Genomic DNA, 22321 nt, shown 5'->3' on the forward strand with positions numbered 1-22321 from the left:
CCTCCTGAAACGGTCGATGTCCATTGACCGCTCCCGCGAGCCGGGGTCCCGCCTCCGAAAATCCTCGATATGACCATCGCCCGCGCAATAGTGCGCCACGGCGATTGCACGTATCGGCGCTACAGGAAACACGGACTGGACTGGCGCGGCAAGCATGGCTCGTTTTTTCTTTGGACAACTGCGCGAGCTCAGCCCACGGCGCCTGAACCCCAGCTCGACCACCTATCCTACAAGCCATCACCAGCCGCAAGCAGGCCGCGCCCCTACCCCAAGCCCCGCCCTATCGCCCATACTGCCCTGAAACCCGGGAATCGATTCCCGCGAATCCAAGAACCGTGCCCTGTCCTTCGGAGCCTTCCATGCCCAGCCCGCGTCGTGCCGTGTTTCTCGATCACCAGTCCCTCGATCTCGGCGATCTCGACCTGTCGCCGTTGCAAGCGTCGTTCGAACACTTGCAGCTCTACCCCGCCACTTCGCCGGAGCAGGTCGCCGAACGGCTGGAAGGCGCCACGGCGGTAATCAGCAACAAGGTGATGCTCGATGCCAAGGTGCTGGCTGCCAACCCGCAGCTGGAACTGATCCTGGTCGCGGCCACCGGCACCAACAACGTCGACCTGCAGGCCGCCCGCGCCCAAGGCATCACGGTATGCAACTGCCAGGGCTACGGCACGCCGTCGGTCGCCCAACACACCTTGGCGCTGCTGCTGGCGCTGGCTACCCGGCTGTGCGACTACAACCAGGCCGTGGCGCAGGGGCGCTGGGCGAGCGCCAGCCAGTTCTGCCTGCTGGACTTCCCCATCGTCGAGCTCGAGGGCAAGACCCTTGGCCTGCTCGGCCATGGCGAGCTGGGCGGCGCCGTGGCGCGGCTGGCCGAAGCGTTCGGCATGCGTGTGCTGAGCGGGCAGATTCCAGGGCGGCCGGCACGGGATGACCGCCTGCCGCTGGACGAGCTGCTCGGGCAGGTCGATGCGCTCACCCTGCATTGCCCGCTCAACGAGCATACCCGCCACATGATCGGCGCGCGCGAGCTGGCCTTGCTCAAGCCCGGCGCCCTGGTGGTCAATACCGCGCGTGGCGGCCTGATCGATGAGCAGGCGCTGGCCGACGCCCTGCGCAGCGGCCACCTGGGCGGTGCCGCCACGGACGTGTTGAGCGTCGAGCCTCCGGCTGCTGGCAACCCGCTGCTGGCGGCGGACATCCCACGCCTGGTCATCACCCCGCACAGCGCCTGGGGCGCGGTGGAAGCACGCCAGCGCATCGTCGGCCAGCTCGCTGAAAATGCCCGCCTGTTCCATGCCGGCCAGCCGCAGCGGGTGGTGAGCTAGGCGCCGTGCAGCTCTGCTAGACTGCGCCATTTTTTCGGAGATCAAACCCATGGACCCGCGCAGTGAAGTGCTGCTTCGCCAGGACGAACTCTTCCAGGGCCAGATGTTGCTGGCGGGCCTGCCAGCCGATGACCTGCTCGGGCAGTTGAGCGATGCCCACGGCTGGACCTGGCACGCGGGTGACCTGGCCGCGCTCGATCAGCGCTTCGCCGGGCGCATCCACCACGGCGTCGAGGCGCCCCTGACGGCATTCGACGCCGCGGTGCTGTTCTTGCCCAAGTCGCGGGACCTGGCCGCCTACCTGCTCGAGGCCCTGGCCTCGCGTCTGGGCGGGCGGCCGTTGTACCTGGTCGGTGAGAAGCGTGGCGGCATCGAGGGCGCGGCCAAGCAGCTGCAGGCCTTCGGCAGGCCGCGCAAGCTCGACAGTGCAAGGCATTGCCAGCTCTGGCAAGTCGTCGTGGACCAGGTCCCAGTAGCCAGGCCGTTGGAAAGCCTGGCCGAACGCTTCGAACTGGCCCTGGAGGACGGCCCGCTGCAAATCATCAGCCTGCCGGGGGTCTTCAGCCACGGCCGCCTGGACAAGGGCACCGCGCTGCTGCTCGAGCACCTGGACGGCCTGCCGAGCGGCAAGGTGCTCGACTTCGGTTGCGGTGCCGGCGTGCTGGGCGCCACGATCAAGCGACGCTACCCGCAAAGCCAGGTGACCCTGCTGGACGTGGACGCCTTCGCGGTGGCCAGCAGCCGCCTGACCCTGGCGGCCAACGGCCTCGACGGCGAGGTGCTCAGTGGGGATGGCATCGATGCGGCACCGCATGACCTGGACGTGATCCTGAGTAATCCGCCGTTCCATAGCGGCGTGCATACGCACTATGCGGCAGCCGAGCGGCTACTGGAGAAATCTGGCGAACATCTGCGAAAAGGCGGCGAAATTCGGCTTGTAGCCAACAGCTTTCTGCGTTACCAGCCGCTCATCGAGCAGGCTCTGGGGCAGTGCCAGGTACGTGCCGAGGCGAACGGGTTTCGGATATATCGTGCAACACGGAGCTGAAAACAACGCTTGCCGAGAGCGCCTTGCCTAGGCAGAATCCGCTCCGTCCTAGGGGAGTAGTCTCCCGCGAGCGCCACGCTCGCCCGGTACGCGTCAACACACTTGGCTGGCAAGCCATGGCGCGTACGACCCGCGGCCCGCACAGACGGGCCCAGGTTTGACAAGACCTATGACACGCACACCTTTACCCGGGGCGGGGAGGTCGTACGTGTCATAGCCGTGTCGACCCGCCCCCGTAGGAACCCTGATGCTGGAATCGCTACTCATTCCCACCGCGATCGTTGCCCTCGCCGAGATCGGCGACAAGACGCAACTGCTCGCGCTCATTCTTGCCGCCCGTTTTCGCAAGCCCTGGCCAATCATCGCCGGCATCGTCGCCGCCACGCTGGCCAACCATGCTGCCGCGGGTGCCGTGGGCGCATGGGTCAGCGACTTCTTCAGCGAAAGCGTACTGCACTGGATCCTTGCCGCCAGCTTCGCCGCCACTGCGCTGTGGACCCTGGTGCCGGACAAGATCGATGATGACGAAACCACCACGGCACGCCGCTTCGGCCCCTTCCTCACCACCTTGATCGCGTTCTTCCTGGCCGAGATCGGCGACAAGACTCAGGTGGCGACGGTCATGCTGGCCGCCCAGTATCCTCATTTGATCATGGTCATCATCGGCACGACCCTGGGCATGCTGATCGCCAACGTACCCGTGGTACTGGCCGGCAACTTCGCCGCCGAGAAGCTGCCCCTGACCCTGATCCGCCGCCTGGCCTCGGCCGCGTTCTTCGTGCTGGCCGCTGTCGCGGTCTATACGGCCATGAAAAGCAGCGGGTGGTTCTGAGTCGCAAGCTGCAAGCTGATCACGTTGCTGCACGCGGCAAGCAGGCCCGCAACGACACCGCAGATCAGCTTGCCGCTCGAAGCTGCGGCTACTTCCTGGCGGCCTGGTAGAGCGGCATGACCTTGGGGATCGCCGCCTGCAGCGAGGCGATGCGGCTGCTCGAGGCCGGGTGGGTGCTCATGAACTCGGGTGGCGAGCCGTTGGCAGCAGCGGTCATCTTGTTCCACAGGGTGATCGCGGCGTTCGGGTCGTAGCCGGCACGGGCCGACAGCTCCAGGCCGATCAGGTCGGCTTCGTTCTCGTTGGAACGGCTGTTGGGCAGGGTCAGCGAGTACTGCACCACGGTGTCGGCCAGGGCCAGGCTGCTTTCGCCCAGGCCAAACAGGGCACCGGCGCCCTGGCGGGCCATTTGCACGCCATAAGCCTTGGACATGGCTTCGCGGCCATGCTCGCGCAAGGCGTGGGCGATCTCGTGCCCCATCACCGCGGCGAGTTCATCGTCGGTCAGCTTGAGCTGGTCGATCAGGCCACTGTAGACGATGATCTTGCCGCCAGGTCCGCAGTTGGCGTTGAGTTCTTCACTGTCGATCAGGTTGACTTCCCACTTCCATTGCGCGGCATCTGGACGGAACTGGGGCGCCTGGGCAATCAGCCGATTGGCGATGGCCTGCACGCGCCTGGCGTTGGCGCTGTTCTTGTCCAGCACGCCCTTGCCCGACGCTTCACTGAGCGTCTGCTGGTAGGACTGGGCATACATCTGGTTGACTTCATCGGTCGACAGCATGCTGAACATGTACTGCTTACGCTCGACACCCACGGCTCCGCCGCTGGTAGTGTTCACCGCCTGGCAACCGGTCAGCAGGATGCTGGCGCTCAGGACGCTGACAACGAAAGATCTACGCATGGAACTCCTCCTTTACCTGGCGCGTATCCTAGGCCCAGAGCGGCGGTGGTGCCAGAGCCGAATGGCAGATTTCCCCAGCTTGGGGCTTGTGGCTATCCGGGTGTCAGGCATTCAGGCGCATCGAGGCGCGGATCGTTGATGAAGTTGGCGAGCAGGCGCTCGCGCAGCGCGGCCGGCGGGCTGGCCAGCAGCTCTTGCAGGCGCACGGTCGGGGTGGCGGGATCGAGCCAGGCGGCCTGGCCAGGCTCGTCGAGAATCAGGGGACGGCGCTGGTTCATCGCCGCCTGGGTCACCATCGCGCAGCTGAGCCAGACCTGGTCTTGCACCGGGTAGACTTCCCAGATGGCGGCGAAGAACAACATGGGGCTTTGCCCCGAGGTCAGCCAGTAGGGGCGCTTGCGGGCCGTGCCGCGCCACTCGTAGAAACCATTGGCCGGCATCAGGCAGCGTCGCTGGCGGAACGCTTCGCGGAACATCGGCTGCTCCAGCACGGTCTCGGCCCGGGCGTGCGCCGGAGTGCGCGACATGTCAGTCAGCCAGGCCGGGGTCAGGCCCCAGCGCGCCTGGGCAAGCTGCATCCGCTCGTCGGCGGCGTGCTGGATGAGCACCTGGGCACCCGGCGAGATGTTCCAGCGCGGCTGCTGGCCGGCGGGCAGGCCGGGCAGCGCGGCGAAGGCCGGCGTCCAGCGAAACAGGGCATAGCGTCCAGACATGGGCGGGCAGTCAACCTAGCAGATCAGGGTTCCGGGAAAACTCTCCGGTTCGTCGCCGGCAAGTGGCTGGGCGGCATTGTACGCATCGATCAGCCGGCGCGCGCGCTCGGCCTGCTGCTCGTGGGTCGCAAGCGCGAGCAAGCCATGCATCGGCAGCTCGCCCACCGCGCCCACCAGGTCACGCCCGACCAGGTGCGCGACGATGCCCTCGCTGGCCAGCATCGACACCAGCAGCTCCGCTTCCATCAGACTGCCCGGCTCGTAGATCCTTCGCATCAAGTCTCGTCCTCGCGCTTCACATCGAGCATCCACTCCTGACCATGGACCTGCAGGACGAAGACGATGGGTTGGCAGCAGACCTGGCAGTCCTCCACGTAGGTCTGGTCGCCCGCGGACAGATCGAGCGTGGTTTCGACCTGCTCACCGCAGTAGGGGCAATCGTAGGTCACGTCTTCCAGCATCAGGGTGTCTCCGGTGAGTTGTGCGTATAATTGCCGGTCTGTCAGACAGTGCGCGTGTCCACGGCGACGCTTCAGACACCGACCTATTATTTACCCTAGCCGTTTCCAACAAGAGAGCATGATGGGCGAATTCGATGCCATCCGACCGTACGACGACGCTGAGGTTTCTGCCGTGCTGGCACGCCTGTTCAGCGACCCGGCCTTCCTCGACATCCTCACCCACTTCCGCTTCCCGCGCGCGGCGGGCCCGCTCGGCTGGCTGCTCAAACCGTTGATCGCCAGGCGCCTGCGCAAGGAGTTCGCCAAGGTCGACAGCGTCGCCACCTTGCAGGACAAGGTCGAGCACTATGTCGACCAGACCATCGAACGGGCTACCGACGGGGTTACCTACACCGGCGTCGAGCAGCTCAAGTCCGGCACCGCCTACCTGTTCCTGGCCAACCACCGTGACATCGTCATGGACCCGGCGTTCGTCAACTACGCCGTGTACCACGCAGGCCTGCCGACACCACGCATCGCCATCGGCGACAACCTGCTGCAAAAGCCCTTCGTCAGCGACATGATGCGCCTGAACAAGAGCTTCATCGTCCACCGATCGCTGAGCGGACGCCGGGAAAAGCTGGCCGCCTACCAGCTGCTGTCGGCGTACATCAACCACTCGATCCGCAACGACTGCGTGTCGATCTGGATCGCCCAGGCCGAAGGCCGGGCCAAGGATGGCGACGACCGCACCGATTCGGCGATCCTCAAGATGTTCCACATGAGCCGCAAGGACGAGCCGTTCGGCACGGTCATCCAGGGACTGCACCTGACCCCGGTGTCGATCAGCTACGAATACGATCCGTGCGACCAGGCCAAGGCCCGCGAGCTGTACATCCGCGCCACCACCGGCAGCTATACCAAAGCGCCAGGCGAGGATGACAACAGCATCGCCAAGGGCATCACCGGCTACAAGGGTCGGGTACACATCAATTTCGCCGCGCCGATCACCGAGCACTTCGAAGATACCAAGCAGCTGGCCCAGGAGATCGATCGCCAGGTGCTGGCCGGCTATCGGTTGTTCCCGGTGCATTACCTGGCCTATGCCATGTGGTCGCAGGCCGACCCGGCACTGGGCGTGCCAAGCGCGCAAAGCCAGTTCCCCGCCGATGAGCTGGCCCGTGCCCAGGCCGAATGGCAACGCCGGCTGGATGCTTGCCCGGCCGAACACCGTCCCTACCTGATCCAGCAATACGCCACTCCGGTGCGCAACCAGTATCAGGTCAAGGCAGGGCTGTAAGGTGTTCGCCAAGGCGCTCGCCTGGTCGGGGCGCGCCGCTCGCGGTTCGGCATGGACTCCGGACCGCGGCCCTGGAGCTCCGGGCTGCGTTCAAGCACGCTGTCATACGCTCGTCATGCAGAAAAGCCACCCTGCTGGCCTTTCCCGTACCGGAGCTCGTCATGCTGCATGCTGAAAACCAGGACCGCCTCTACCTGATCGCCCAGAGCGAAGAACAGCAAGCCCTGATCGATGGATTCGCCATCAATGTCCACGACCGCCGCTGGCTGGTCTATTGCGCGCTGGGCGGGCATGCCCACCAGGACCTGCCGGAAGTCGATGCGCAGACCGGTATCAGCCTGCTCGACCTGTCCTTCGCAGCCGCGTGACGCCCGCGAAAAAGCCCGCTCCTGCGGGCAGGCGGCGGGCTTCGTCTAGGCTTTGTACGAAAAGTCCCTGCGCGACGATCAGGCTACGTTGGAAACAGGCTCGGAATGCTCATTTACAACCCGTAAAGTCGAGCGCGACCCCGGCCGTTGCTCGCCTGTTTTTGCCTTTCTTGATCGCCGCTCGGCGACTTTCGTACAAAGCCAGCGTGCAGGCGCTCACTGGGCCAGGACCTGGCCGATGCTCGGGTCCTTGAACAGCCGGGTCAAGGCATCGCTGAGTACATCGCTGACCAGCTTGGTGTTGGTTTCCTGGTTCGGCGCCATGCCGAAGCGCTGGTCCAGCGAAGCGCCGTAGCGACCATTGTAGCGGCGGCCGGCGTTGCTCACGTCGGCCCGGAAGGTGGCGCCGATGGTGGCTTCGGTCACGTACATCTTGTCCTTGGGCGACTGGTACTTGAGCTCGGCCAGGGTCACCGTCAGCTGCGGCGCGCCGGAGGCATTGGCGGTCGGGGTGAAGCCGAGCAGGCGCACCGCGGCCTCGGCCTGGGCCTGCAGCCGGGGCACCAGATCATTGCCGTTGACACTGATGGTGCTGGTTTCCGGGTAGAGCCCCCCGCGAGTCCCCAGCGACTGGCTAGGACGCCCGTCCACCACCCGCACCACCACCGGCTGGCCATGGCCGACGGCTGCCAGCTGGGCATTGAGAGTGGGTTGCGGGCTCAGTTGTTGCGGACTATGGGCACAACCGACCAGGCTCAGGCTGGCCACCGTGAGCACACCTAACAGCAGACGTTGCAACATGCGCGTTTCTCCGGAAAAAGCCGCAAAGGGCCACAGTATACCCAGCCCCGTGATGACCAGCCATCGGCCCACGCCGGTTGTCACAATGGTTTCACGAGGCCCGGCCTATGCTGGCGCCAACCTCACGGAAAGGGTCTGTACCATGACTTCGTTCTGGAACCTGCTGCGCCGCCCACGCCCGCTCACCTATGCGCTGGTGGATGCCAATGGCCTGTGCCAGGCGTTCCGGCAATCGACCCAGCCCCCGGCCGGTCCTAGCTGGGTCCAGGTCCGCGAGGCCTACCTTGGCTGGCTGGGGCACCCACTGCCTGTCAGCGCCAAGGTGTGCGACAGTGCAAACGGCCGCTGGCAGCAACGCAGCCTGCCAGCCTGAAGAAAGCGACAATAAAAAAGCGATTAACGACCTTTTCTGCCTGAGACATCGTTATAATCTGCCCCCGATTATAAGGACGTCTCCTGATCGGGCTCCGCAACACGCCGTCTGCGACAGCGGCACCTTCGACCTTGCCCACAGAGAGCCCTCCACGACAGGTCTTGCAATGGCCAGCGCGCCAGCCATGCCGGCGTCCGCAGCCGCTCGAGCCTGCGGGTCGCCATCGCGCGGTCCATTTTTGAGGATCACGTCTCCAAAAGAGCGTGAAAAAGGTTTTTTCACAACTTCACGAGAGTGTGGCGAGCGAAATGAAAGGTCTGGCAAGTGCAAAAGCTGCGAATGTGTTCCACACAGCCCTTGATAGCCGGCTGCCGGCAACGCCATCGAGGCGGGCCTGACGTCGAAGCATGACGCATGACGGACATCCTGACCATAAGTCGAATTGCCGCAGGGGCGGCAGGCAGCGTCCAATGGGTGCTTGCCGAGACTGACTGGTGGTGTCCGCGAAGGTTGCAGCAACTGCGAATATCCGGACATGGCGATCCCGGGGGCACACCAGGGATCCCGTGCTGTCAATTAGGCTGTAGATTGTGGAGACGCGTTAATGGCGCAGAACGAATCGGTTGATGTGGTACTGGTAGGCGCGGGCATCATGAGTGCCACCCTGGCCGTACTGCTCAAGGAACTCGACCCGGGCATCAAGCTGGAGGTCGTCGAGGCGATGGACTCCGGCGCCGCCGAGAGTTCCAACCCCTGGAACAACGCCGGCACCGGTCACGCCGGCCTTTGCGAGCTGAACTATACCCCGCAGGCCGCCGATGGCAGCATCGACATCAAGAAGGCCGTGCACATCAACACCCAGTTCGAGGTGTCCCGCCAGTTCTGGGCCTACCTGAGCAAGAAAGGTGGCTTCGGCTCGCCACGCGCCTTCATCAACCCGGTCCCCCACCTGAGCTACGTCGAGGGTGACAAGGGCGTCGCCTTCCTCAACAAGCGCTACGAACTGCTCAAGCAGCACCATGCCTTCTCGGAGATGGAATACACCGAGGACCAGGGCAAGCTGCGGCAGTGGATGCCGTTGATGATGCAGGGCCGCCCGGCCGACCAGCGCCTGGCCGCCACCCGCGTGGCCAAGGGCACCGACGTCAACTTCGGCGCGCTGACCAACAAGCTGCTCAAGCTGCTCGGCGACAGTCCGGATGCCCAGGTCAAGTACTCCAAGAAGGTCGTCGGCCTGCGCCGCAACGGCGCCGGCTGGACCGTCGACGTCAAGGATGTCAACAGCGGCAGCCATCGCCAGATCGATGCTCGCTTCGTCTTCCTCGGCGCCGGCGGCGCGGCCCTGCCGCTGCTGCAGATGTCCGGCATTCCGGAAAGCAAGGGCTTCGGCGGCTTCCCGGTAAGCGGCCAGTGGCTGCGCTGCGACAACCCCGAGATCGTCAATCGCCACCAGGCCAAGGTCTACAGCCAGGCCGCGGTCGGTGCGCCGCCCATGTCCGTGCCACACCTGGACACCCGCGTGGTCGATGGCAAGAAATCGCTGCTGTTCGGCCCCTACGCCGGCTTCACCACCAAGTTCCTCAAGCACGGCTCGCTGCTCGACCTGCCGCTGTCGGTGCGCATGGCCAACATCGGCCCGATGCTGGCGGTGGCCCGCGACAACATGGACCTGACCAAGTACCTGGTCAGCGAAGTGATGCAGTCGATGGAGCAGCGCCTCGAAGCCCTGCGGCGCTTCTACCCCGAGGCCAAGGCCGAAGACTGGCGCCTGGAAGTCGCTGGCCAGCGGGTGCAGATCATCAAGAAGGATCCGAAGAAAGGCGGCGTGCTGCAGTTCGGTACCGAACTGGTCTCGGCTGCCGATGGCAGTCTGGCGGCCCTGCTGGGTGCCTCGCCAGGCGCTTCGGTGACGGTATCGATCATGCTCGAACTGATCGAGCGCTGCTTCCCGGAACAGGCCAAGGGTGCCTGGGCGGCCAAGCTGCAGGAAATCTTCCCGGCCCGCGAGAAGACCCTGGCCACCGATGCCGAGCTGTATCGCCGGATCAGCGCGCAGAACGACGAAGCCCTGGAGCTGGTGGAAAGCAGCCCGGCCGAGCACTACGCCTGATCGGCGCGCCATTGAAAAAACGCCCCTCGGGGCGTTTTTTCATTTCTTTCGACTCGACCGGATGCCCGCTCAGGCGCGAGCCTTGTCGATGATCTCGATGTAGTCGGCGGCATTGCGCTGGTCGGCGACCAGCTGGACGAAGGTACGTCCGTGTTCGTCCTTGCCATCGAGGTCCAGCCCGGCTTCGACGAAGAAGCCGACGAAACGCTCGAAGTCATCGAGGCGCAGGCCGCGGTAGGCCTTGACCAGCTTGTGCAGCGAAGGCGACGTCGCGCCATCGGCCGGCTCGAAGACCAGGAACGATTTCACGTACTCGTCGCTGATCTCGTCACCAATCACCTGTTTCTTGTCTTTACGCATTGCCGGCTCCACTGACTATCACGGGCTGTTTCGAAGCCCGGCAGTTTACCCCTCGCGGCCCGGCAGGCTCAACGCGTACGTACGGTGCCGGTGTGCAGGTCGGCCCAGACATGGCCATTGGGATAGCTGAGAAACTGCACATAGAGGGTTTCCTGGCGCAGCAGGTCCATGATCACTTGGTAATCGCTCAGCGGATAGTTCAGGCTCAGCGTTCGCGTCTTCTTGTCATAGACCGGCTTCTTCAGGCTCTTGCCGCCCTCCCCGTCGAAAGTCAGCAGCACCTGGGCAATGCTCGCGCCCTTGCTCAGCGGTTTGCCCTTGAGACGCAGCAACAACGAAGAAGTGATCGGGATCGGCTGCTGGTTGGAAGGGCGCTGGGCACCGACCACCACCGAATAGTCGGTGACCTGCAGCAGCTGCTGCGTCTCGACGGCCTCCTGGCGCAGAGACTGGTCATCGGGGGGCAGGAACTGGCTGTGCAGGGGCGCTGCGGACAGTGGCAGGGTCACGGCCAGCAGCAACAGAAGAGATACGCGCATGTGGGCTCCTTGGCGAGGAAGGCACTCTAGCATGCCGCCGCCTGAGTTGACGGCACCAACGCAGGCTTCGGCAGGCCACCCAGTGGGCTCATCTCAGGCGTGTGCATTCCCAAGCCGGCCACGGGCACAAGTACAGGGTGTCAGCTACTGCCCCGACCCGGCTCCGAGCAATTCACGACGCTGGTTCGAGTACGGCGAGGTGATGCACGAATGGTCGGTTCGCGCTGGGGCGTGCCCTTCTGGCTCCAGCAACCAGGCATGAGCTTGCTTCCCACTCAAGACAGGCTGTTACCGCAGCCGGAGCGGGGCGGTCCCAGGGCAGCACCAGCGGCCGGGCCATCGACGAAAACCTGCCGCCCCCTGCCTGGCCGGTGCTACCGGGATATCCCGAACGCATGGAATGGCTAACGCGATGCACTCGGCTCATCGGACCTGGGAACGCTGCTCAAGCGCTGTCGTCAGCCCCGGGTCGGGTGACCAAGGCTCGATGAGCATCGACGCTGCAGGTCAAAGCCCCTTGACCGCGAAAATCCCGTTGCCATTGCGCCAGTAGCCCTTGTAGTCCATGCCATAACCGAAGATGTAGCGATCCACGCACGGCAGCCCCACGTAGTCGGCCTTCAGGTCCGGGCTGGCCTTGCGGTCGTGGTCCTTGTCGATCAGCACCGCGGTACGCACCGTGCGGGCGCCGGCGTGCTTGCAGAAGTCGATGATGGCACTGAGGGTATGGCCTTCGTCGAGGATGTCGTCGACGATCAGCACGTCGCGGTCGATGAAGGAGATTTCCGGCTTGGCCTTCCAGAACAGCTCGCCGCCGCTGGTCTGGTTGCGATAGCGCGACGCATGCAGGTAGGACACTTCCAGCGGGAACTGCAGATGGGTCAGCAGCTTGCCGGCGAAGATCAGACCGCCGTTCATCACGCAGAAGACCACCGGGTTGCTGTCGGCCATGGTCTGGCAGATCTGCTCGCCGACCTTCGCGATGGCGGCCTCGACCTCGGCTTCAGGGTACAGGCAGTCTGCTTCGCGCATGACATGTTGGATGTGCTCGAGATCGACGGACATAACGTTCTCCGGAGGGCCGCGATGAGAAAAGCGGGCAAAGGTACGCACCCGTCGATTCCAGATCAAGCCTTTGTGGACTAACGTGCAGAATGTTGCACGACATGCGTGGCTGAATAGATTAATCTAGCGCGGTTTTTTTGCCCGCCTCCCGGAGCTTGCCTTTTTATGCCTACACGTGAGATCCGCCATCCGCTGATCCGCCACAAGCTCGGCCTGATGCGCCGTGCCGACATCAGCACCAAGAACTTTCGCGAACTCGCCCAGGAAGTCGGCGCGCTCCTGACCTACGAGGCCACCCAGGACCTGCCCCTGGAAGCCTATGAAATCGACGGCTGGTGCGGCAAGGTGCCGGTCGAGAAGATCGCCGGCAAGAAGATCACGGTCGTACCGATCCTGCGGGCCGGCATCGGCATGCTCGATGGGGTGCTCAGCCTGATCCCCGGTGCCAAGGTCAGCGCCGTGGGCGTCGCCCGCAACGAGCAGACCCTCGAGGCCCATACCTACCTGGAAAAGCTCGCCCCCGAGATCGACCAGCGCCTGGCCCTGATCATCGACCCGATGCTGGCCACCGGCGGTTCCATGGTCGCCACCATCGATCTTCTGAAGAAGGCCGGTTGCCGCGATATCCGCGCCATGGTCCTGGTCGCCGCGCCCGAGGGCATCGATGTGGTCGAGAAGGCCCACCCCGACGTGCGTATCTACACGGCCTCGATCGACCAGCGGCTCAACGAGGACGGCTACATCATCCCTGGCCTGGGCGATGCGGGCGACAAGATCTTCGGCACCAAGCAGAAGGACGCCTGATCATGCGGGACGGCTTCGACGACCCGCTCTGGCGCCAGGTCGTTTCGGGCGCGCAGATGCTCTTCGTGGCGTTCGGCGCGCTGGTGCTGATGCCGCTGATCACCGGCCTGGACCCCAACGTCGCGCTGTTCACCGCCGGCATCGGCACCTTGCTATTCCAGCTGGTGACCGGGCGCCAGGTCCCGGTGTTCCTGGCCTCGAGCTTCGCCTTCATCACCCCGATCATCCTCGCCAAGGGTCAGTTCGGCCTGGCCGAGACCATGGGCGGGGTGATGGCGGCCGGCTTCGTCTACACCTTCATGGGCCTGGCAGTGAAGATCAAGGGTACCGGCTTCATCGATCGCCTGCTGCCACCGGTGGTGATCGGCCCGGTGATCATCTCGATCGGCCTGGCCATGGCGCCGATCGCCGCCAACATGGCCATGGGCAAGGCTGGTGACGGCAGCGTGCTGCTGCCCTACCAGACCGCCATGCTGATCTCCATGCCCGCGTTGCTGACCACGTTGGTGGTCGCGGTATTCGGCAAGGGGATCTTCCGTCTGGTGCCGATCATCGCCGGCGTGCTGGTGGGCTTTGCCCTGTCGTTCGTCTTCGGCGTGGTCGATACCGGCAAGATCGCCGCCGCGCCCTGGCTGGAGCTGCCGAACTTCACCGCGCCGGCGTTCAACTGGCAGGCGATCCTGTTCATCGTGCCGGTGGCCCTGGCCCCGGCGATCGAGCACATCGGTGGCGTGATCGCGGTGGGCAGCGTGACGGGCCGCGACTACCTCAAGACCCCTGGCCTGCATCGCACCCTGCTGGGCGATGGCCTGGCGACCACGGCCGCCGGACTGTTCGGCGGCCCGCCGAACACCACCTATGCCGAAGTGACCGGCGCGGTGATGCTGACCAAGAACTACAACCCGAAGATCATGACCTGGGCGGCGTGCTTCGCCATCACCCTGGCCTTCATCGGCAAGTTCGGCGCCTTGCTGCAGAGCATTCCGGTGCCGGTCATGGGCGGTATCCTCTGCCTGCTGTTCGGCTCGATCGCGGCAGTCGGCCTCAATACCATGATCCGCCACCAGATCGACCTGTCCGAAGCGCGCAACCTGGTCATCGTCTCGGTGACGCTGGTATTCGGGATCGGTGGCGTATTGATCGGCAGTGGCGACGGCCCGGATGACTGGGGCCTCAAGGGCATCGCGCTGTGCGCGGTGGTGGCCATTGCGCTGAACCTGCTGCTGCCGGGCAACGACGGCTGGAAGCAGAAGCCCCCGGATGACCATCTGCCCTGAGGCAGGAAACTGCCGCGCCGCGGGTCGAGCCCGCCCCCACCGCAGCGTGGCGGCGGAATCGACCTGTGCAGGGCTCGAGCGGCCTGCGCTTCAAGCCTTGGCGCACATCTGCGCCAGCACCTTCACCCACTCGGGATGATCGTTCAGGCAAGGCACCAGAACCAGTTCCTCGCCACCCGCCTCGCTGAACTGTTCCTGCCCGCGCTGGCCGATCTCCTCCAGCGTCTCGATGCAATCGGCGACGAAGGCCGGGCACATCACCAGCAGCCGCTTCACGCCCGCCTTGCCCAGCTCGTCCAGTCGGTTCTCGGTGTACGGCTCTATCCACTTGTCGCGTCCCAGCCGTGACTGGAACGATACCGACCATTTGCCGTCGGGAATGCCCATGCGCTGGGCGAACGCCTTGGCGGTGGCCAGGCACTGGCCGCGATAGCACACGGCGCGGGTCTGGGCATCGGCACCGGCGCAGCAGTCGGCGGCGCGCAGGTCGTGCTTGCCGTTGGGGTACAGCTTCCTGAGGTGCCGCTCCGGCAGACCGTGGAAACTCAGCAGCAAGTGGTCGTAGGGTCGTTGCAGATAAGGCGCGGCGCTGGCGACCAGCGCATCGATGTAGGCAGGCTCGTCATAGAACGGGCGCAGGATCGCCATGTCCAGGGGCAGCTGGCGCTCGGCGATGGTCTTGCGTGCCAGTTCGATCACCGTGGTCACGGTACTGTCGGCGAACTGCGGGTACAGTGGCGCCAGCGTCACCTTGCGCACGCCGCTGGCAGCCAGCCGCGCCAGCACTTCGGGCAGAGCCGGTTCGCCATAGCGCATGGCGATTTCCACCGGTCCGTGCGGCCAGTGCTCGCGCATGGCGGCCTGCAGGCGCCGGGTCAGCACTATCAGCGGCGAGCCTTCGTCCCACCAGATCGAGGCGTAGGCATGCGCCGACTGTTCTGGCCGCTTGATCAGGATCAGCGATACCAGCAGGCGCCGCAGCGGCCAAGGCAGGTCGACCACATAGGGGTCCATGAGGAACTGGTTCAGGTAACGGCGCACGTCGGCCACCGAAGTGGAGGCCGGCGAGCCCAGGTTGACCAGCAGCAGGGCGTGATCGGTCATGCAGCGTCCTATGTCAGGGGCGCTCGGACAGGTCGTCCAGCGCCGATTGCAGATCGTTGAAGCGGAAAGTGAAACCGGCGGCCTGCAGTGCCGCGGGGCTGGCGCGCTGGCCGCCGAGCAGCAGGCCGGACATTTCTCCAAGCCCGAGCCGTAGCAGCACGCCCGGTAGCGGCAGGCAGGCTGGCCGGTGCAGCATGCGGCCCAGCGCCGTGGCGAACTCACGGTTGCGCACTGGCCGTGGCGCGCAGGCATTATAAGGACCGCGACAGGGCTCATGCCGCACAAGAAAATCTATGAGCGCCACCTGGTCGTCGATATGAATCCAGGGCATCCACTGCCGGCCATTGCCCAGCGGTCCGCCCAGCCCGAGCTTGAACGGCAGGCGCAGGCGCGCGAGAAAGCCGCCATCGGCCGCCAGCACCAGCCCGGTACGCACCAGCACAACCCGCACGCCCAAGGCCTCGGCGCGCTGCGCCGTTTCTTCCCAGGCGATGCACAACTGGCTGGCGAAGTCTTCCCTGACCGGGGGCGAGTCCTCGCTCAGCTCGCGCTCGCCACCGTCGCCGTACCAGCCCACCGCCGAGCCGGAAACCAGCACCTTGGGCAGCGTGCCGCCAGACTTGGCGCGACTGTCCAGCCAGCCCAGCAACTGTTCCGTGAGGCCGATCCGGCTGGCCCATAGCAGCTGGCGCCGCGCTGCTGTCCAGGGACGATCGGCGATCGGCGCGCCAGCCAGGTTGATCACCGCGTCCAGCGGTTCATCGAGGCCAAGCTGGTCGAGCCGGGCAATCGCTCGCACAGCCGGCCCGCACTTGTCCGCGACCTGCTGCGGGGCGCGGCTCCAGACCGTCAGGCGGTGACCCTGGCCAAGCCAGAACCGGCACAAGTGTCGGCCAATCAGTCCTGTACCACCTGTCAGCAATATGTGCATGGCGGTGTCCTCTGCGGATGCCTGCATGGTCTATTTTCTAGTTCAAGGCACTTTTTCGGCCGTACGCTCTCGGATAAACATAGGCCAACCTGTCGTGATGAGTGGAATAACCTTATACAAGTCCAAGGGATTGTACAGGTTTCCCCGGCAGCGTAGGCTGCACTCAGCAAGGTTCGAAGAGGCCACCATGACAATACCTATTGCCATCATCGGTGCCGGCATCGCCGGCCTGTCCGCCGCCCAGTCCCTGCAAAAGGCCGGACACACCGTTCATCTTTTCGACAAGGGGCATGGCAGCGGTGGTCGCATGGCCAGCAAGCGCAGCGAGGCCGGCGCGCTCGACCTTGGCGCGCAATATTTCACCGCAAGGGACCGGCGCTTCGTCGAGGAGGTCCAGCGCTGGGTCGGCGCTGGCTGGGCCGAGCAATGGAAGCCGCAGCTGTACAACTACCGCAACGGCCAACTCGCGCCCTCGCCCGACGAGCAGCTGCGCTGGGTCGGGGTGCCACGCATGAGCGCCATCACCCGCGGCCTGCTCGAGGATTTCACGGTCAACTTCGGGTGCCGCATCGCCGAAGTGTTTCGCGGCAAGCAGTACTGGCACTTGCAGGACACCGACGGCAACAGCCATGGGCCTTACGCCCGGGTGGTGATCGCCGTGCCCGCGCCGCAGGCCACGCCGCTGCTGGCGGCCACGCCGAAGCTGGCGGCCGTTGTCGCCGGGGTGCAGATGGAGCCGGTCTGGGCGATCGCACTGGCTTTCCAGGCCGCGCTGGACACACCCATGCAAGGCTGCTTCGTCCAGGACAGCGCACTGGACTGGGTCGCACGCAACCGCAGCAAGCCGGGCCGGGACCAGCAGCCCGACACCTGGGTGCTGCATGCGGCATCCGGCTGGAGCAAACAGCATATCGACCTGACCAGGGAAGCGGTCATCGAGCACCTGTATGGCGAGTTCGCCGAGCTGGTCGGGTGCGCGGTGCCTGAGCCCAGCTTTGCCGTGGCGCATCGCTGGCTGTATGCACGACCGGCCGGCAACCACGAATGGGGAGCGCTGGCCGACGGCGACCAGGGGTTGTACGCCTGCGGCGACTGGTGCCTGTCGGGGCGCGTCGAGGGTGCCTGGCTGAGCGGCCAGGAGGCGGCGCGACGCTTGCTCGAGCACATGGAGTAGCAGGCCAACCGGCGACATGGCATGACCACTTGCCACTTTCGATGGAATTGCCTTGTACATAGAATGTCATCTGTACAGGTTTTATCCGGAGACAGTGATGGACATGCCCTCGCCTTCCAGCAAGCCTCGCATCGGGATCAGCGCCTGCCTGGTCGGCAGCGAGGTTCGTTACAACGGTGGTCACAAATCATCCGCGCTCTGCCATGCCTTGTTCGAGGAGCATTTCGACTGGGTGCCCTTGTGCCCGGAAATGGCCATCGGTCTGGGCGTGCCGCGCGATCCGATCCGCCTGGTCGGCGACCCTGACGCGCCGCAGGTGGTGGCCACGCGCGATCCAGGCGAGGACTTCACCGCTCCGCTGCGTGCCTACGGGCAGCGCATGGCCGAGGAGCTGACCGATATCTGCGGCTACGTGTTCATGCAGAAGTCGCCTTCCTGCGGCCTGGAACGGGTCAAGGTGTACCAGCACAACGGCCATCCGGCGCTCAAGGGTGGCCGTGGCGCCTATGCCGACGCGTTCTGCGCCTGCCGTCCCGATCTGCCGGTCGAGGAAGAAGGCCGTCTGCACGACCCCGTGCTGCGGGAGAACTTCATCAGCCGCGTCTATGCCTATGCCGACTGGCAACAGCAACTGGCCGAAGGGTTGAGCCGTAGTGCGCTGATCAGCTTCCATTCGCGCTACAAGTACCTGCTGATGGCCCACAACCCCCAGGCCTATCGAACGCTGGGCCGTCTGCTGGGCAGCATGAGCCGCGACGATGATCCCGGGCAGGTCGGCTCGCGCTACTTCGGCCAGCTGATGGCCGCGCTGCGTCGCTGCGCCAGCCGTGGTACCCATGGCAACGTGTTGCAGCACTTGGCCGGCTACCTGCGCGGTGCCCTAGGTGCCGACGACCGGGCCGAGCTGCAAGGGCTGATCAGCCAGTACCAGGAAGGCATCGTGCCGCTCGTGGTGCCGCTGACCTTGCTCAAGCATCACTTGCACAATCATCCCGATCCCTACCTGCTGCAGCAGGCCTACCTCAACCCGCATCCTGCCAAGCTGGGCCTGCGCAATGCCATCTGAAGACCTGCTGCCGATCCGCGAGATCGCGCGCCTGACCGGGGTGAATCCGGTCACCTTGCGCGCCTGGGAGCGGCGCTATGGCCTGTTGACGCCCCAGCGCACCCCCAAGGGGCATCGGCTATACCCCCCGGAGCAACTGGAGCGGGTACGGGCGATTCTCGCCTGGCTCGACCGCGGCGCATCGGTAGGTCAGGTTCGCGCGCTGCTCGAGCAGCAAAGTGCCAGCCTGGCGCTGCCCGAAGGCGAATGGCAGGCCCGTTGCCAGCAGCTGATCGGTGCCATAGGCCAGCTTGCCCACCGCGCCCTGGACCAGCAGCTCAACCAGGCGATGGCCTTGTATCCGGCCAGTACCTTGTGCGAACACCTGTTGCTGCCGGTGCTCGCTCATCTGGCCGGTCGCTGGCAATCGCCCTTCGAGGCCGAACTGGAAGCGGTGTTCTTCCATTCATGGCTGCGCAGCAAGCTCGGTGCCCGGGTCTACCACGACAACCAGTCGCTCGAAGGGCCAGCCGTCTTGCTGGCCAATGACAACGATGCCGACTTCGATGCCCATTTCTGGCTGTGCGCCTGGCTGCTCAGTAGCAGCGGGCAAGCCGTGGAGATCCTCGAACGTCCGGTCACCGGTCGGCAGCTCCAGCAGGCGGTGGCTCAGCTCAAGCCACGCGCGCTGGCCTTGCACCTGGGCCGCTCGCTCGACCCGCAGGGCCTGCAGCGGACGCTGCAGGCCTTGGAGGTACCCGTGCTGCTTGGCGGCGCGATGCTCGACCTGCACCGCCAGGGCCTGGAAGCGCTGGACCTTGCCAAGGTGCGGCTGTTCGACAGTCCACAGGCCATGCTGCGCCTGCTCCAGCAACCACGGCAGGAGCAGGCACAAGCACCGCTGGCCGAGGATGACGCTTCATGCAGTTGATCTGGCTGCGCAGCGACCTGCGCGTGGAAGACAACATGGCCTTGAGCGCAGCTTGCGAACGCGGCCCGACCATTGCCTTGTGGATCGCCAGCCCTGGGCAATGGCTGCAGCATGACGATGCGCCCTGCAAGGTCGACTTCTGGCTGCGCAACCTGCAAGTGCTCGGCAGCCGGCTGGCATCGCTCAACATTCCCCTGCTGGTGCGGCAAGTCGACAGCTGGCAAGAGATCGCGCCGCGACTGGTGGCGCTCTGCCGTCAGTACGAGGTCCAGATGGTCCACTGGAACGACGAGTACGGAGCCAACGAAGCAGCGCGCGACCAAGCCGCCCAGGCGGCCTTGAACGCCGCGGGCATCCAGGCCTGCGGCCACCTCGATCAGCTGCTGTTCAAACCTGGCACACTGCTGACCCGCAGCGGCAACTACTTCCAGGTCTTCGGGCAGTTTCGCAAGCTCTGCCTGGAACGCCTGTACGCCAGTCTGCCCGACCAGGCTCCCGTTGTACGTCGCCAGGCGCCACTGCCGATCCCCAGTGAACCGATTCCTGCCCAGGTCGCCGGCTTCACCCCGCCCAGTCAGGCTCTACGCGAGCACTGGCCGGCCGGGGAAGCCGAGGCCAACCGGCGCCTGCGGCGCTTTCTCGACGAAACCGCGCAAGACTACGAGCGCTTGCGCGACCTGCCGGCCAGGTCCGGTACCAGCCAGTTGTCGGCCTACCTGGCGGCGGGCCTGATCTCGCCACGCCAATGCCTGCATGCGGCACTGGCGAACAACCAGGGCGAACTGGACAGCGGCAGCAGAGGCATACGGACCTGGGTCAACGAACTGCTCTGGCGCGAATTCTACAAGCACATCCTGGTTGGCTTCCCGCATGTCTCGCGTCACCGGGCCTTTCGCCTGCGCACCGAGGCTTTGCCCTGGCGCAACGCCCCGCAAGAGTTCGAGGCCTGGCAACAGGGCCGTACCGGCTTCCCGCTGATCGACGCGGCCATGCGCCAGTTGCTCGCCACTGGCTGGATGCACAACCGCTTGCGCATGATCGTCGCGATGTTCCTGTGCAAGAACCTGCTGATCGACTGGCGCGAAGGCGAACGCCACTTCATGCGTCACCTGATCGACGGCGACCTGGCCGCGAACAACGGCGGCTGGCAATGGAGTGCCTCCACTGGGACCGACTCGGTGCCGTATTTCCGAGTCTTCAATCCGGTTACCCAGTCACGCCGCTTCGACCCTGAAGGCCGCTTCATTCGCCGCTGGCTCCCCGAGCTGGAAAAACTGGACGCACGAAATATTCACCTTCCCCCGAGCTCCTCTGGAATATTTGCTACTAATCTTTACCCAACTCCGATTGTCGACCTGGGTAGCAGCCGCCGGCGCGCGCTCGAGGCGTTCAAAGGGCTTGCTGGCAAATGATGAGGGGGCAGGTGCTTGGTCAGATCATCAACCTTCTGGGTAACTGGCGCGACCAGCGGGCTCGGGCTGGCGCTGGTGGAGCAGTTGCTCGAGCGAGGGCATCGCGTGGCCGCCAGCACGCGCGATGGGCATGCGCTCGATGATCAACGCCAGCGACATGCTCAGCGGCTGCTCGAGTTGCCTGGCCGCTTGACCAGCGGCGAACAGACCAGCGAGGCAGCCAGACGGCTGGGAGATCGCTGGGGTTCGCTCGACACCTTGATCATCAATGCAGGCACCTGCGATTACCTGGAGGGGGACCTGCAGGCCAGCGGGCTGTTCGAGCGCATCCTGCGCAGCAATCGGCAGGCGACCGAAGCGGCCTTGGGTAGCGCCCTGCCGCTGCTGGCCGCAAGCCAGACCCCCTGGGTGGTCGGCATCTTCAGCCATTGTTCGGCATTGCCGGCGACCAAGTGCGGGCTGTCCTGCCCGGCTGGCGATAATCCGCTACGCTGGCTCCGGGCACAGCGCGCTTGCCTGCAGGCACGCCGTATCGACCTGTCGCTGGTGGCGCCACGATCACCCACCGCCCCGCCCTCCTCGGTGCAGACGGCGCCGGAATACTGGACACCCGAGAGCGCTGCGAGCCAGATCCTGGCACAAGCATCGACCCGCCATTGCGAACTGATCCTCGACGCCCTGAACCAGAACAGCCTGTGGCCGCTGTCATGAGTCCATACAGGGAAGCGGCCGCAATGCCGCGATGGGCGCGTAGCAGCCTCAGGATCTGGCAGGTTTTGAAAGATCGGTGCTCATGCACAGATGGTGGTGGCAGGCAGAGCCGCGGAGGTTGGCGGATCCCGGAGCCGCTATGCGGCCTCGGGACCTTGGAATCGCCACTGACTGTCGAAGGTATCTACCGCAGGCGGCAATGGTCTCGCCTGCCAGGTCAGAGCGGCATGCGATAGTTCAGCGAGTAGCTTTCGACACCATCATTGGGCTCCTTGATGCTGGCGTTCGAATAATGGATCGCGCGCACGCTCAGCTCGTGGCCGCCGGCGAAGCGCAGACCGAAGCCGATGCGGTCCTCGAACTGGAAGGAGGAGCCCAACTGGTTGGTTTCCAGCTCGGTGCTGGAGAACGCGGCCACACCGATGCCAGCCTCGATGTAAGGCTTGACCGAACCGTTGCCGAACTCGTAGACGAACACCGGAGCGAAGGACAGGCTGTGGTTGCTGGCAGTCTTGTCGCCATCCCAGTAGGTATAGGCACCATCCCAGTAGCCGGTCAGGCGACCGACGCTAGTCTGCCACCAGCTGGCGTCCCAGTTCGACTGCAGGCCAAGGCGATAGACCATGGTGGAGTCGCCAGTCTGGCCTACCGAAAACGACACGTCAGCGGCTTGCGCTGCGATCGACTGCCCCAGAGCTGCAACGGCAAGCGCCGCCAAGCAAAGTTTCTTCATGAGAAACGTCCTATCCAATGC

General features: G+C 65.0%; 25 protein-coding genes and 1 riboswitch. Of the genes, 14 read left to right on the forward strand and 11 right to left on the reverse strand.

Going from position 1 to position 22321, the window contains the following annotated elements; genetic code table 11:
- The first annotated feature begins 359 nt into the window (after positions 1–359).
- The 3 genes from ACY8GK_RS12125 (at position 360) to ACY8GK_RS12135 (ending at position 3205) form a co-directional block, all read left to right on the forward strand.
- Entirely contained in the window at positions 360–1325 is a 966-nt protein-coding gene (locus ACY8GK_RS12125) for a 2-hydroxyacid dehydrogenase (protein WP_462401341.1), read from the forward strand.
- A 49-nt stretch (positions 1326–1374) separates the two neighbouring features.
- Positions 1375–2373, forward strand: coding sequence for a class I SAM-dependent methyltransferase (locus ACY8GK_RS12130; RefSeq protein WP_196177039.1), 999 nt, complete (start codon positions 1375–1377; stop codon positions 2371–2373).
- Between the two features lie 39 nt (positions 2374–2412).
- A riboswitch (yybP-ykoY riboswitch) is annotated at positions 2413–2600 on the forward strand.
- A 23-nt stretch (positions 2601–2623) separates the two neighbouring features.
- A complete protein-coding gene (locus ACY8GK_RS12135; protein WP_196177325.1) occupies positions 2624–3205 on the forward strand; it encodes a TMEM165/GDT1 family protein in 582 nt (193 codons plus the stop codon).
- An 88-nt stretch (positions 3206–3293) separates the two neighbouring features.
- Here the strand turns inward: ACY8GK_RS12135 and ACY8GK_RS12140 are convergent, their stop codons facing one another.
- The 4 genes from ACY8GK_RS12140 to ACY8GK_RS12155 form a co-directional block, all read right to left on the reverse strand.
- Positions 3294–4109, reverse strand: coding sequence for a M48 family metallopeptidase (locus ACY8GK_RS12140; protein WP_196177037.1), 816 nt, complete (start codon positions 4107–4109; stop codon positions 3294–3296).
- A gap of 92 nt (positions 4110–4201) precedes the next feature.
- On the reverse strand, positions 4202–4822 hold the full coding sequence (locus ACY8GK_RS12145; protein WP_196177035.1) for an SOS response-associated peptidase: 621 nt from the start codon (positions 4820–4822) through the stop codon (positions 4202–4204).
- A 15-nt stretch (positions 4823–4837) separates the two neighbouring features.
- On the reverse strand, positions 4838–5098 hold the full coding sequence (locus ACY8GK_RS12150) for a putative signal transducing protein (RefSeq protein WP_196177033.1): 261 nt from the start codon (positions 5096–5098) through the stop codon (positions 4838–4840).
- Complete coding sequence (locus ACY8GK_RS12155; protein WP_196177031.1) at positions 5098–5283, reverse strand: CPXCG motif-containing cysteine-rich protein; 186 nt, start codon at positions 5281–5283, stop codon at positions 5098–5100. The genes ACY8GK_RS12150 and ACY8GK_RS12155 overlap by 1 nt, the downstream gene beginning before the upstream one ends.
- A 118-nt stretch (positions 5284–5401) precedes the next feature.
- Between ACY8GK_RS12155 and ACY8GK_RS12160 the strand changes: the two genes are divergently transcribed.
- Both ACY8GK_RS12160 and ACY8GK_RS12165 read left to right on the forward strand, forming a co-directional pair.
- Complete coding sequence (locus ACY8GK_RS12160) at positions 5402–6562, forward strand: 1-acyl-sn-glycerol-3-phosphate acyltransferase (RefSeq protein ID WP_196177029.1); 1161 nt, start codon at positions 5402–5404, stop codon at positions 6560–6562.
- A gap of 161 nt (positions 6563–6723) precedes the next feature.
- Positions 6724–6930, forward strand: a complete 207-nt coding sequence (locus ACY8GK_RS12165; protein ID WP_196177027.1) for a hypothetical protein — start codon at positions 6724–6726, stop codon at positions 6928–6930.
- 216 nt (positions 6931–7146) lie between these two features.
- Here ACY8GK_RS12165 and ACY8GK_RS12170 read toward each other — a convergent pair whose 3' ends face one another.
- A complete protein-coding gene (locus ACY8GK_RS12170) occupies positions 7147–7731 on the reverse strand; it encodes a YajG family lipoprotein (RefSeq protein ID WP_196177026.1) in 585 nt (194 codons plus the stop codon).
- 142 nt (positions 7732–7873) lie between these two features.
- On the opposite strand from ACY8GK_RS12170, the gene ACY8GK_RS12175 reads away from it, so the two are divergent.
- Positions 7874–8104 (forward strand): hypothetical protein, encoded by a 231-nt coding sequence (locus ACY8GK_RS12175; RefSeq protein WP_196177023.1) that lies wholly within the window; start codon positions 7874–7876, stop codon positions 8102–8104.
- A gap of 604 nt (positions 8105–8708) precedes the next feature.
- Positions 8709–10214, forward strand: a complete 1506-nt coding sequence (gene mqo, locus ACY8GK_RS12180; protein ID WP_196177020.1) for a malate dehydrogenase (quinone) — start codon at positions 8709–8711, stop codon at positions 10212–10214.
- Between the two features lie 69 nt (positions 10215–10283).
- On the opposite strand, the gene ACY8GK_RS12185 is transcribed toward mqo, so the two are convergent.
- From ACY8GK_RS12185 to ACY8GK_RS12195, 3 genes are all read right to left on the reverse strand, one after another.
- Complete coding sequence (locus ACY8GK_RS12185; protein ID WP_196177018.1) at positions 10284–10574, reverse strand: PA4642 family protein; 291 nt, start codon at positions 10572–10574, stop codon at positions 10284–10286.
- 68 nt (positions 10575–10642) lie between these two features.
- Positions 10643–11113: a hypothetical protein gene (locus tag ACY8GK_RS12190; protein WP_462401342.1), complete on the reverse strand. Its 471-nt coding sequence runs from the start codon at positions 11111–11113 to the stop codon at positions 10643–10645.
- A 507-nt stretch (positions 11114–11620) separates the two neighbouring features.
- Positions 11621–12178, reverse strand: coding sequence for a hypoxanthine-guanine phosphoribosyltransferase (locus ACY8GK_RS12195; protein WP_462401343.1), 558 nt, complete (start codon positions 12176–12178; stop codon positions 11621–11623).
- 165 nt (positions 12179–12343) lie between these two features.
- Between ACY8GK_RS12195 and upp the strand changes: the two genes are divergently transcribed.
- Both upp and ACY8GK_RS12205 read left to right on the forward strand, forming a co-directional pair.
- Positions 12344–12982: a uracil phosphoribosyltransferase gene (gene upp, locus ACY8GK_RS12200; protein ID WP_196177012.1), complete on the forward strand. Its 639-nt coding sequence runs from the start codon at positions 12344–12346 to the stop codon at positions 12980–12982.
- 2 nt (positions 12983–12984) lie between these two features.
- The gene (locus tag ACY8GK_RS12205) at positions 12985–14259 is read left to right on the forward strand and encodes a uracil-xanthine permease family protein (RefSeq protein ID WP_196177010.1); all 1275 of its coding nucleotides are present in this window, start codon (positions 12985–12987) and stop codon (positions 14257–14259) included.
- Between the two features lie 90 nt (positions 14260–14349).
- Here ACY8GK_RS12205 and hemH read toward each other — a convergent pair whose 3' ends face one another.
- Positions 14350–15363 (reverse strand): ferrochelatase, encoded by a 1014-nt coding sequence (gene hemH, locus ACY8GK_RS12210; protein ID WP_196177008.1) that lies wholly within the window; start codon positions 15361–15363, stop codon positions 14350–14352.
- 13 nt (positions 15364–15376) lie between these two features.
- Complete coding sequence (locus ACY8GK_RS12215; protein WP_196177007.1) at positions 15377–16294, reverse strand: TIGR01777 family oxidoreductase; 918 nt, start codon at positions 16292–16294, stop codon at positions 15377–15379.
- A gap of 187 nt (positions 16295–16481) precedes the next feature.
- Here ACY8GK_RS12215 and ACY8GK_RS12220 point away from each other — a divergent pair, with 187 nt between their 5' ends.
- From ACY8GK_RS12220 to ACY8GK_RS12240, 5 genes are all read left to right on the forward strand, one after another.
- Positions 16482–17468, forward strand: coding sequence for an NAD(P)/FAD-dependent oxidoreductase (locus tag ACY8GK_RS12220; RefSeq protein WP_196177005.1), 987 nt, complete (start codon positions 16482–16484; stop codon positions 17466–17468).
- Positions 17469–17565: 97 nt separating this feature from the next.
- Positions 17566–18534 carry a DUF523 and DUF1722 domain-containing protein gene (locus tag ACY8GK_RS12225; RefSeq protein ID WP_196177003.1) on the forward strand — a complete coding sequence of 323 codons (969 nt, stop codon included), beginning with the start codon at positions 17566–17568 and terminating at the stop codon, positions 18532–18534.
- Positions 18524–19444: a MerR family transcriptional regulator gene (locus tag ACY8GK_RS12230; RefSeq protein WP_196177001.1), complete on the forward strand. Its 921-nt coding sequence runs from the start codon at positions 18524–18526 to the stop codon at positions 19442–19444. The genes ACY8GK_RS12225 and ACY8GK_RS12230 overlap by 11 nt, the downstream gene beginning before the upstream one ends.
- Complete coding sequence (gene phrB / locus ACY8GK_RS12235) at positions 19435–20856, forward strand: deoxyribodipyrimidine photo-lyase (RefSeq protein ID WP_462401344.1); 1422 nt, start codon at positions 19435–19437, stop codon at positions 20854–20856. The genes ACY8GK_RS12230 and phrB overlap by 10 nt, the downstream gene beginning before the upstream one ends.
- A gap of 15 nt (positions 20857–20871) precedes the next feature.
- Positions 20872–21567, forward strand: a complete 696-nt coding sequence (locus ACY8GK_RS12240; RefSeq protein WP_462401345.1) for an SDR family NAD(P)-dependent oxidoreductase — start codon at positions 20872–20874, stop codon at positions 21565–21567.
- A 217-nt stretch (positions 21568–21784) separates the two neighbouring features.
- Here the strand turns inward: ACY8GK_RS12240 and ACY8GK_RS12245 are convergent, their stop codons facing one another.
- A complete protein-coding gene (locus ACY8GK_RS12245; RefSeq protein WP_196176996.1) occupies positions 21785–22300 on the reverse strand; it encodes an acyloxyacyl hydrolase in 516 nt (171 codons plus the stop codon).
- Positions 22301–22321: the final 21 nt, after the last annotated feature.

This window comes from Pseudomonas sp. Marseille-QA0332 (assembly GCF_054950175.1).

Excerpts from the sequence above, each read along its gene's own strand:
- ACY8GK_RS12125 (WP_462401341.1), top strand. The coding sequence starts at position 360 with ATGCCCAGCCCGCGTCGTGCCGTGTTTCTCGATCACCAGTCCCTCGAT.
- ACY8GK_RS12130 (WP_196177039.1), top strand. The coding sequence starts at position 1,375 with ATGGACCCGCGCAGTGAAGTGCTGCTTCGCCAGGACGAACTCTTCCAG.
- ACY8GK_RS12140 (WP_196177037.1), bottom strand. The coding sequence starts at position 4,109 with ATGCGTAGATCTTTCGTTGTCAGCGTCCTGAGCGCCAGCATCCTGCTG.
- ACY8GK_RS12145 (WP_196177035.1), bottom strand. The coding sequence starts at position 4,822 with ATGTCTGGACGCTATGCCCTGTTTCGCTGGACGCCGGCCTTCGCCGCG.
- ACY8GK_RS12150 (WP_196177033.1), bottom strand. The coding sequence starts at position 5,098 with ATGCGAAGGATCTACGAGCCGGGCAGTCTGATGGAAGCGGAGCTGCTG.
- ACY8GK_RS12155 (WP_196177031.1), bottom strand. The coding sequence starts at position 5,283 with ATGCTGGAAGACGTGACCTACGATTGCCCCTACTGCGGTGAGCAGGTC.
- ACY8GK_RS12160 (WP_196177029.1), top strand. The coding sequence starts at position 5,402 with ATGATGGGCGAATTCGATGCCATCCGACCGTACGACGACGCTGAGGTT.
- ACY8GK_RS12165 (WP_196177027.1), top strand. The coding sequence starts at position 6,724 with ATGCTGCATGCTGAAAACCAGGACCGCCTCTACCTGATCGCCCAGAGC.
- ACY8GK_RS12170 (WP_196177026.1), bottom strand. The coding sequence starts at position 7,731 with ATGTTGCAACGTCTGCTGTTAGGTGTGCTCACGGTGGCCAGCCTGAGC.
- ACY8GK_RS12175 (WP_196177023.1), top strand. The coding sequence starts at position 7,874 with ATGACTTCGTTCTGGAACCTGCTGCGCCGCCCACGCCCGCTCACCTAT.
- mqo (WP_196177020.1), top strand. The coding sequence starts at position 8,709 with ATGGCGCAGAACGAATCGGTTGATGTGGTACTGGTAGGCGCGGGCATC.
- ACY8GK_RS12185 (WP_196177018.1), bottom strand. The coding sequence starts at position 10,574 with ATGCGTAAAGACAAGAAACAGGTGATTGGTGACGAGATCAGCGACGAG.
- ACY8GK_RS12190 (WP_462401342.1), bottom strand. The coding sequence starts at position 11,113 with ATGCGCGTATCTCTTCTGTTGCTGCTGGCCGTGACCCTGCCACTGTCC.
- ACY8GK_RS12195 (WP_462401343.1), bottom strand. The coding sequence starts at position 12,178 with ATGTCCGTCGATCTCGAGCACATCCAACATGTCATGCGCGAAGCAGAC.
- upp (WP_196177012.1), top strand. The coding sequence starts at position 12,344 with ATGCCTACACGTGAGATCCGCCATCCGCTGATCCGCCACAAGCTCGGC.
- ACY8GK_RS12205 (WP_196177010.1), top strand. The coding sequence starts at position 12,985 with ATGCGGGACGGCTTCGACGACCCGCTCTGGCGCCAGGTCGTTTCGGGC.
- hemH (WP_196177008.1), bottom strand. The coding sequence starts at position 15,363 with ATGACCGATCACGCCCTGCTGCTGGTCAACCTGGGCTCGCCGGCCTCC.
- ACY8GK_RS12215 (WP_196177007.1), bottom strand. The coding sequence starts at position 16,294 with ATGCACATATTGCTGACAGGTGGTACAGGACTGATTGGCCGACACTTG.
- ACY8GK_RS12220 (WP_196177005.1), top strand. The coding sequence starts at position 16,482 with ATGACAATACCTATTGCCATCATCGGTGCCGGCATCGCCGGCCTGTCC.
- ACY8GK_RS12225 (WP_196177003.1), top strand. The coding sequence starts at position 17,566 with ATGGACATGCCCTCGCCTTCCAGCAAGCCTCGCATCGGGATCAGCGCC.
- ACY8GK_RS12230 (WP_196177001.1), top strand. The coding sequence starts at position 18,524 with ATGCCATCTGAAGACCTGCTGCCGATCCGCGAGATCGCGCGCCTGACC.
- phrB (WP_462401344.1), top strand. The coding sequence starts at position 19,435 with ATGCAGTTGATCTGGCTGCGCAGCGACCTGCGCGTGGAAGACAACATG.
- ACY8GK_RS12245 (WP_196176996.1), bottom strand. The coding sequence starts at position 22,300 with ATGAAGAAACTTTGCTTGGCGGCGCTTGCCGTTGCAGCTCTGGGGCAG.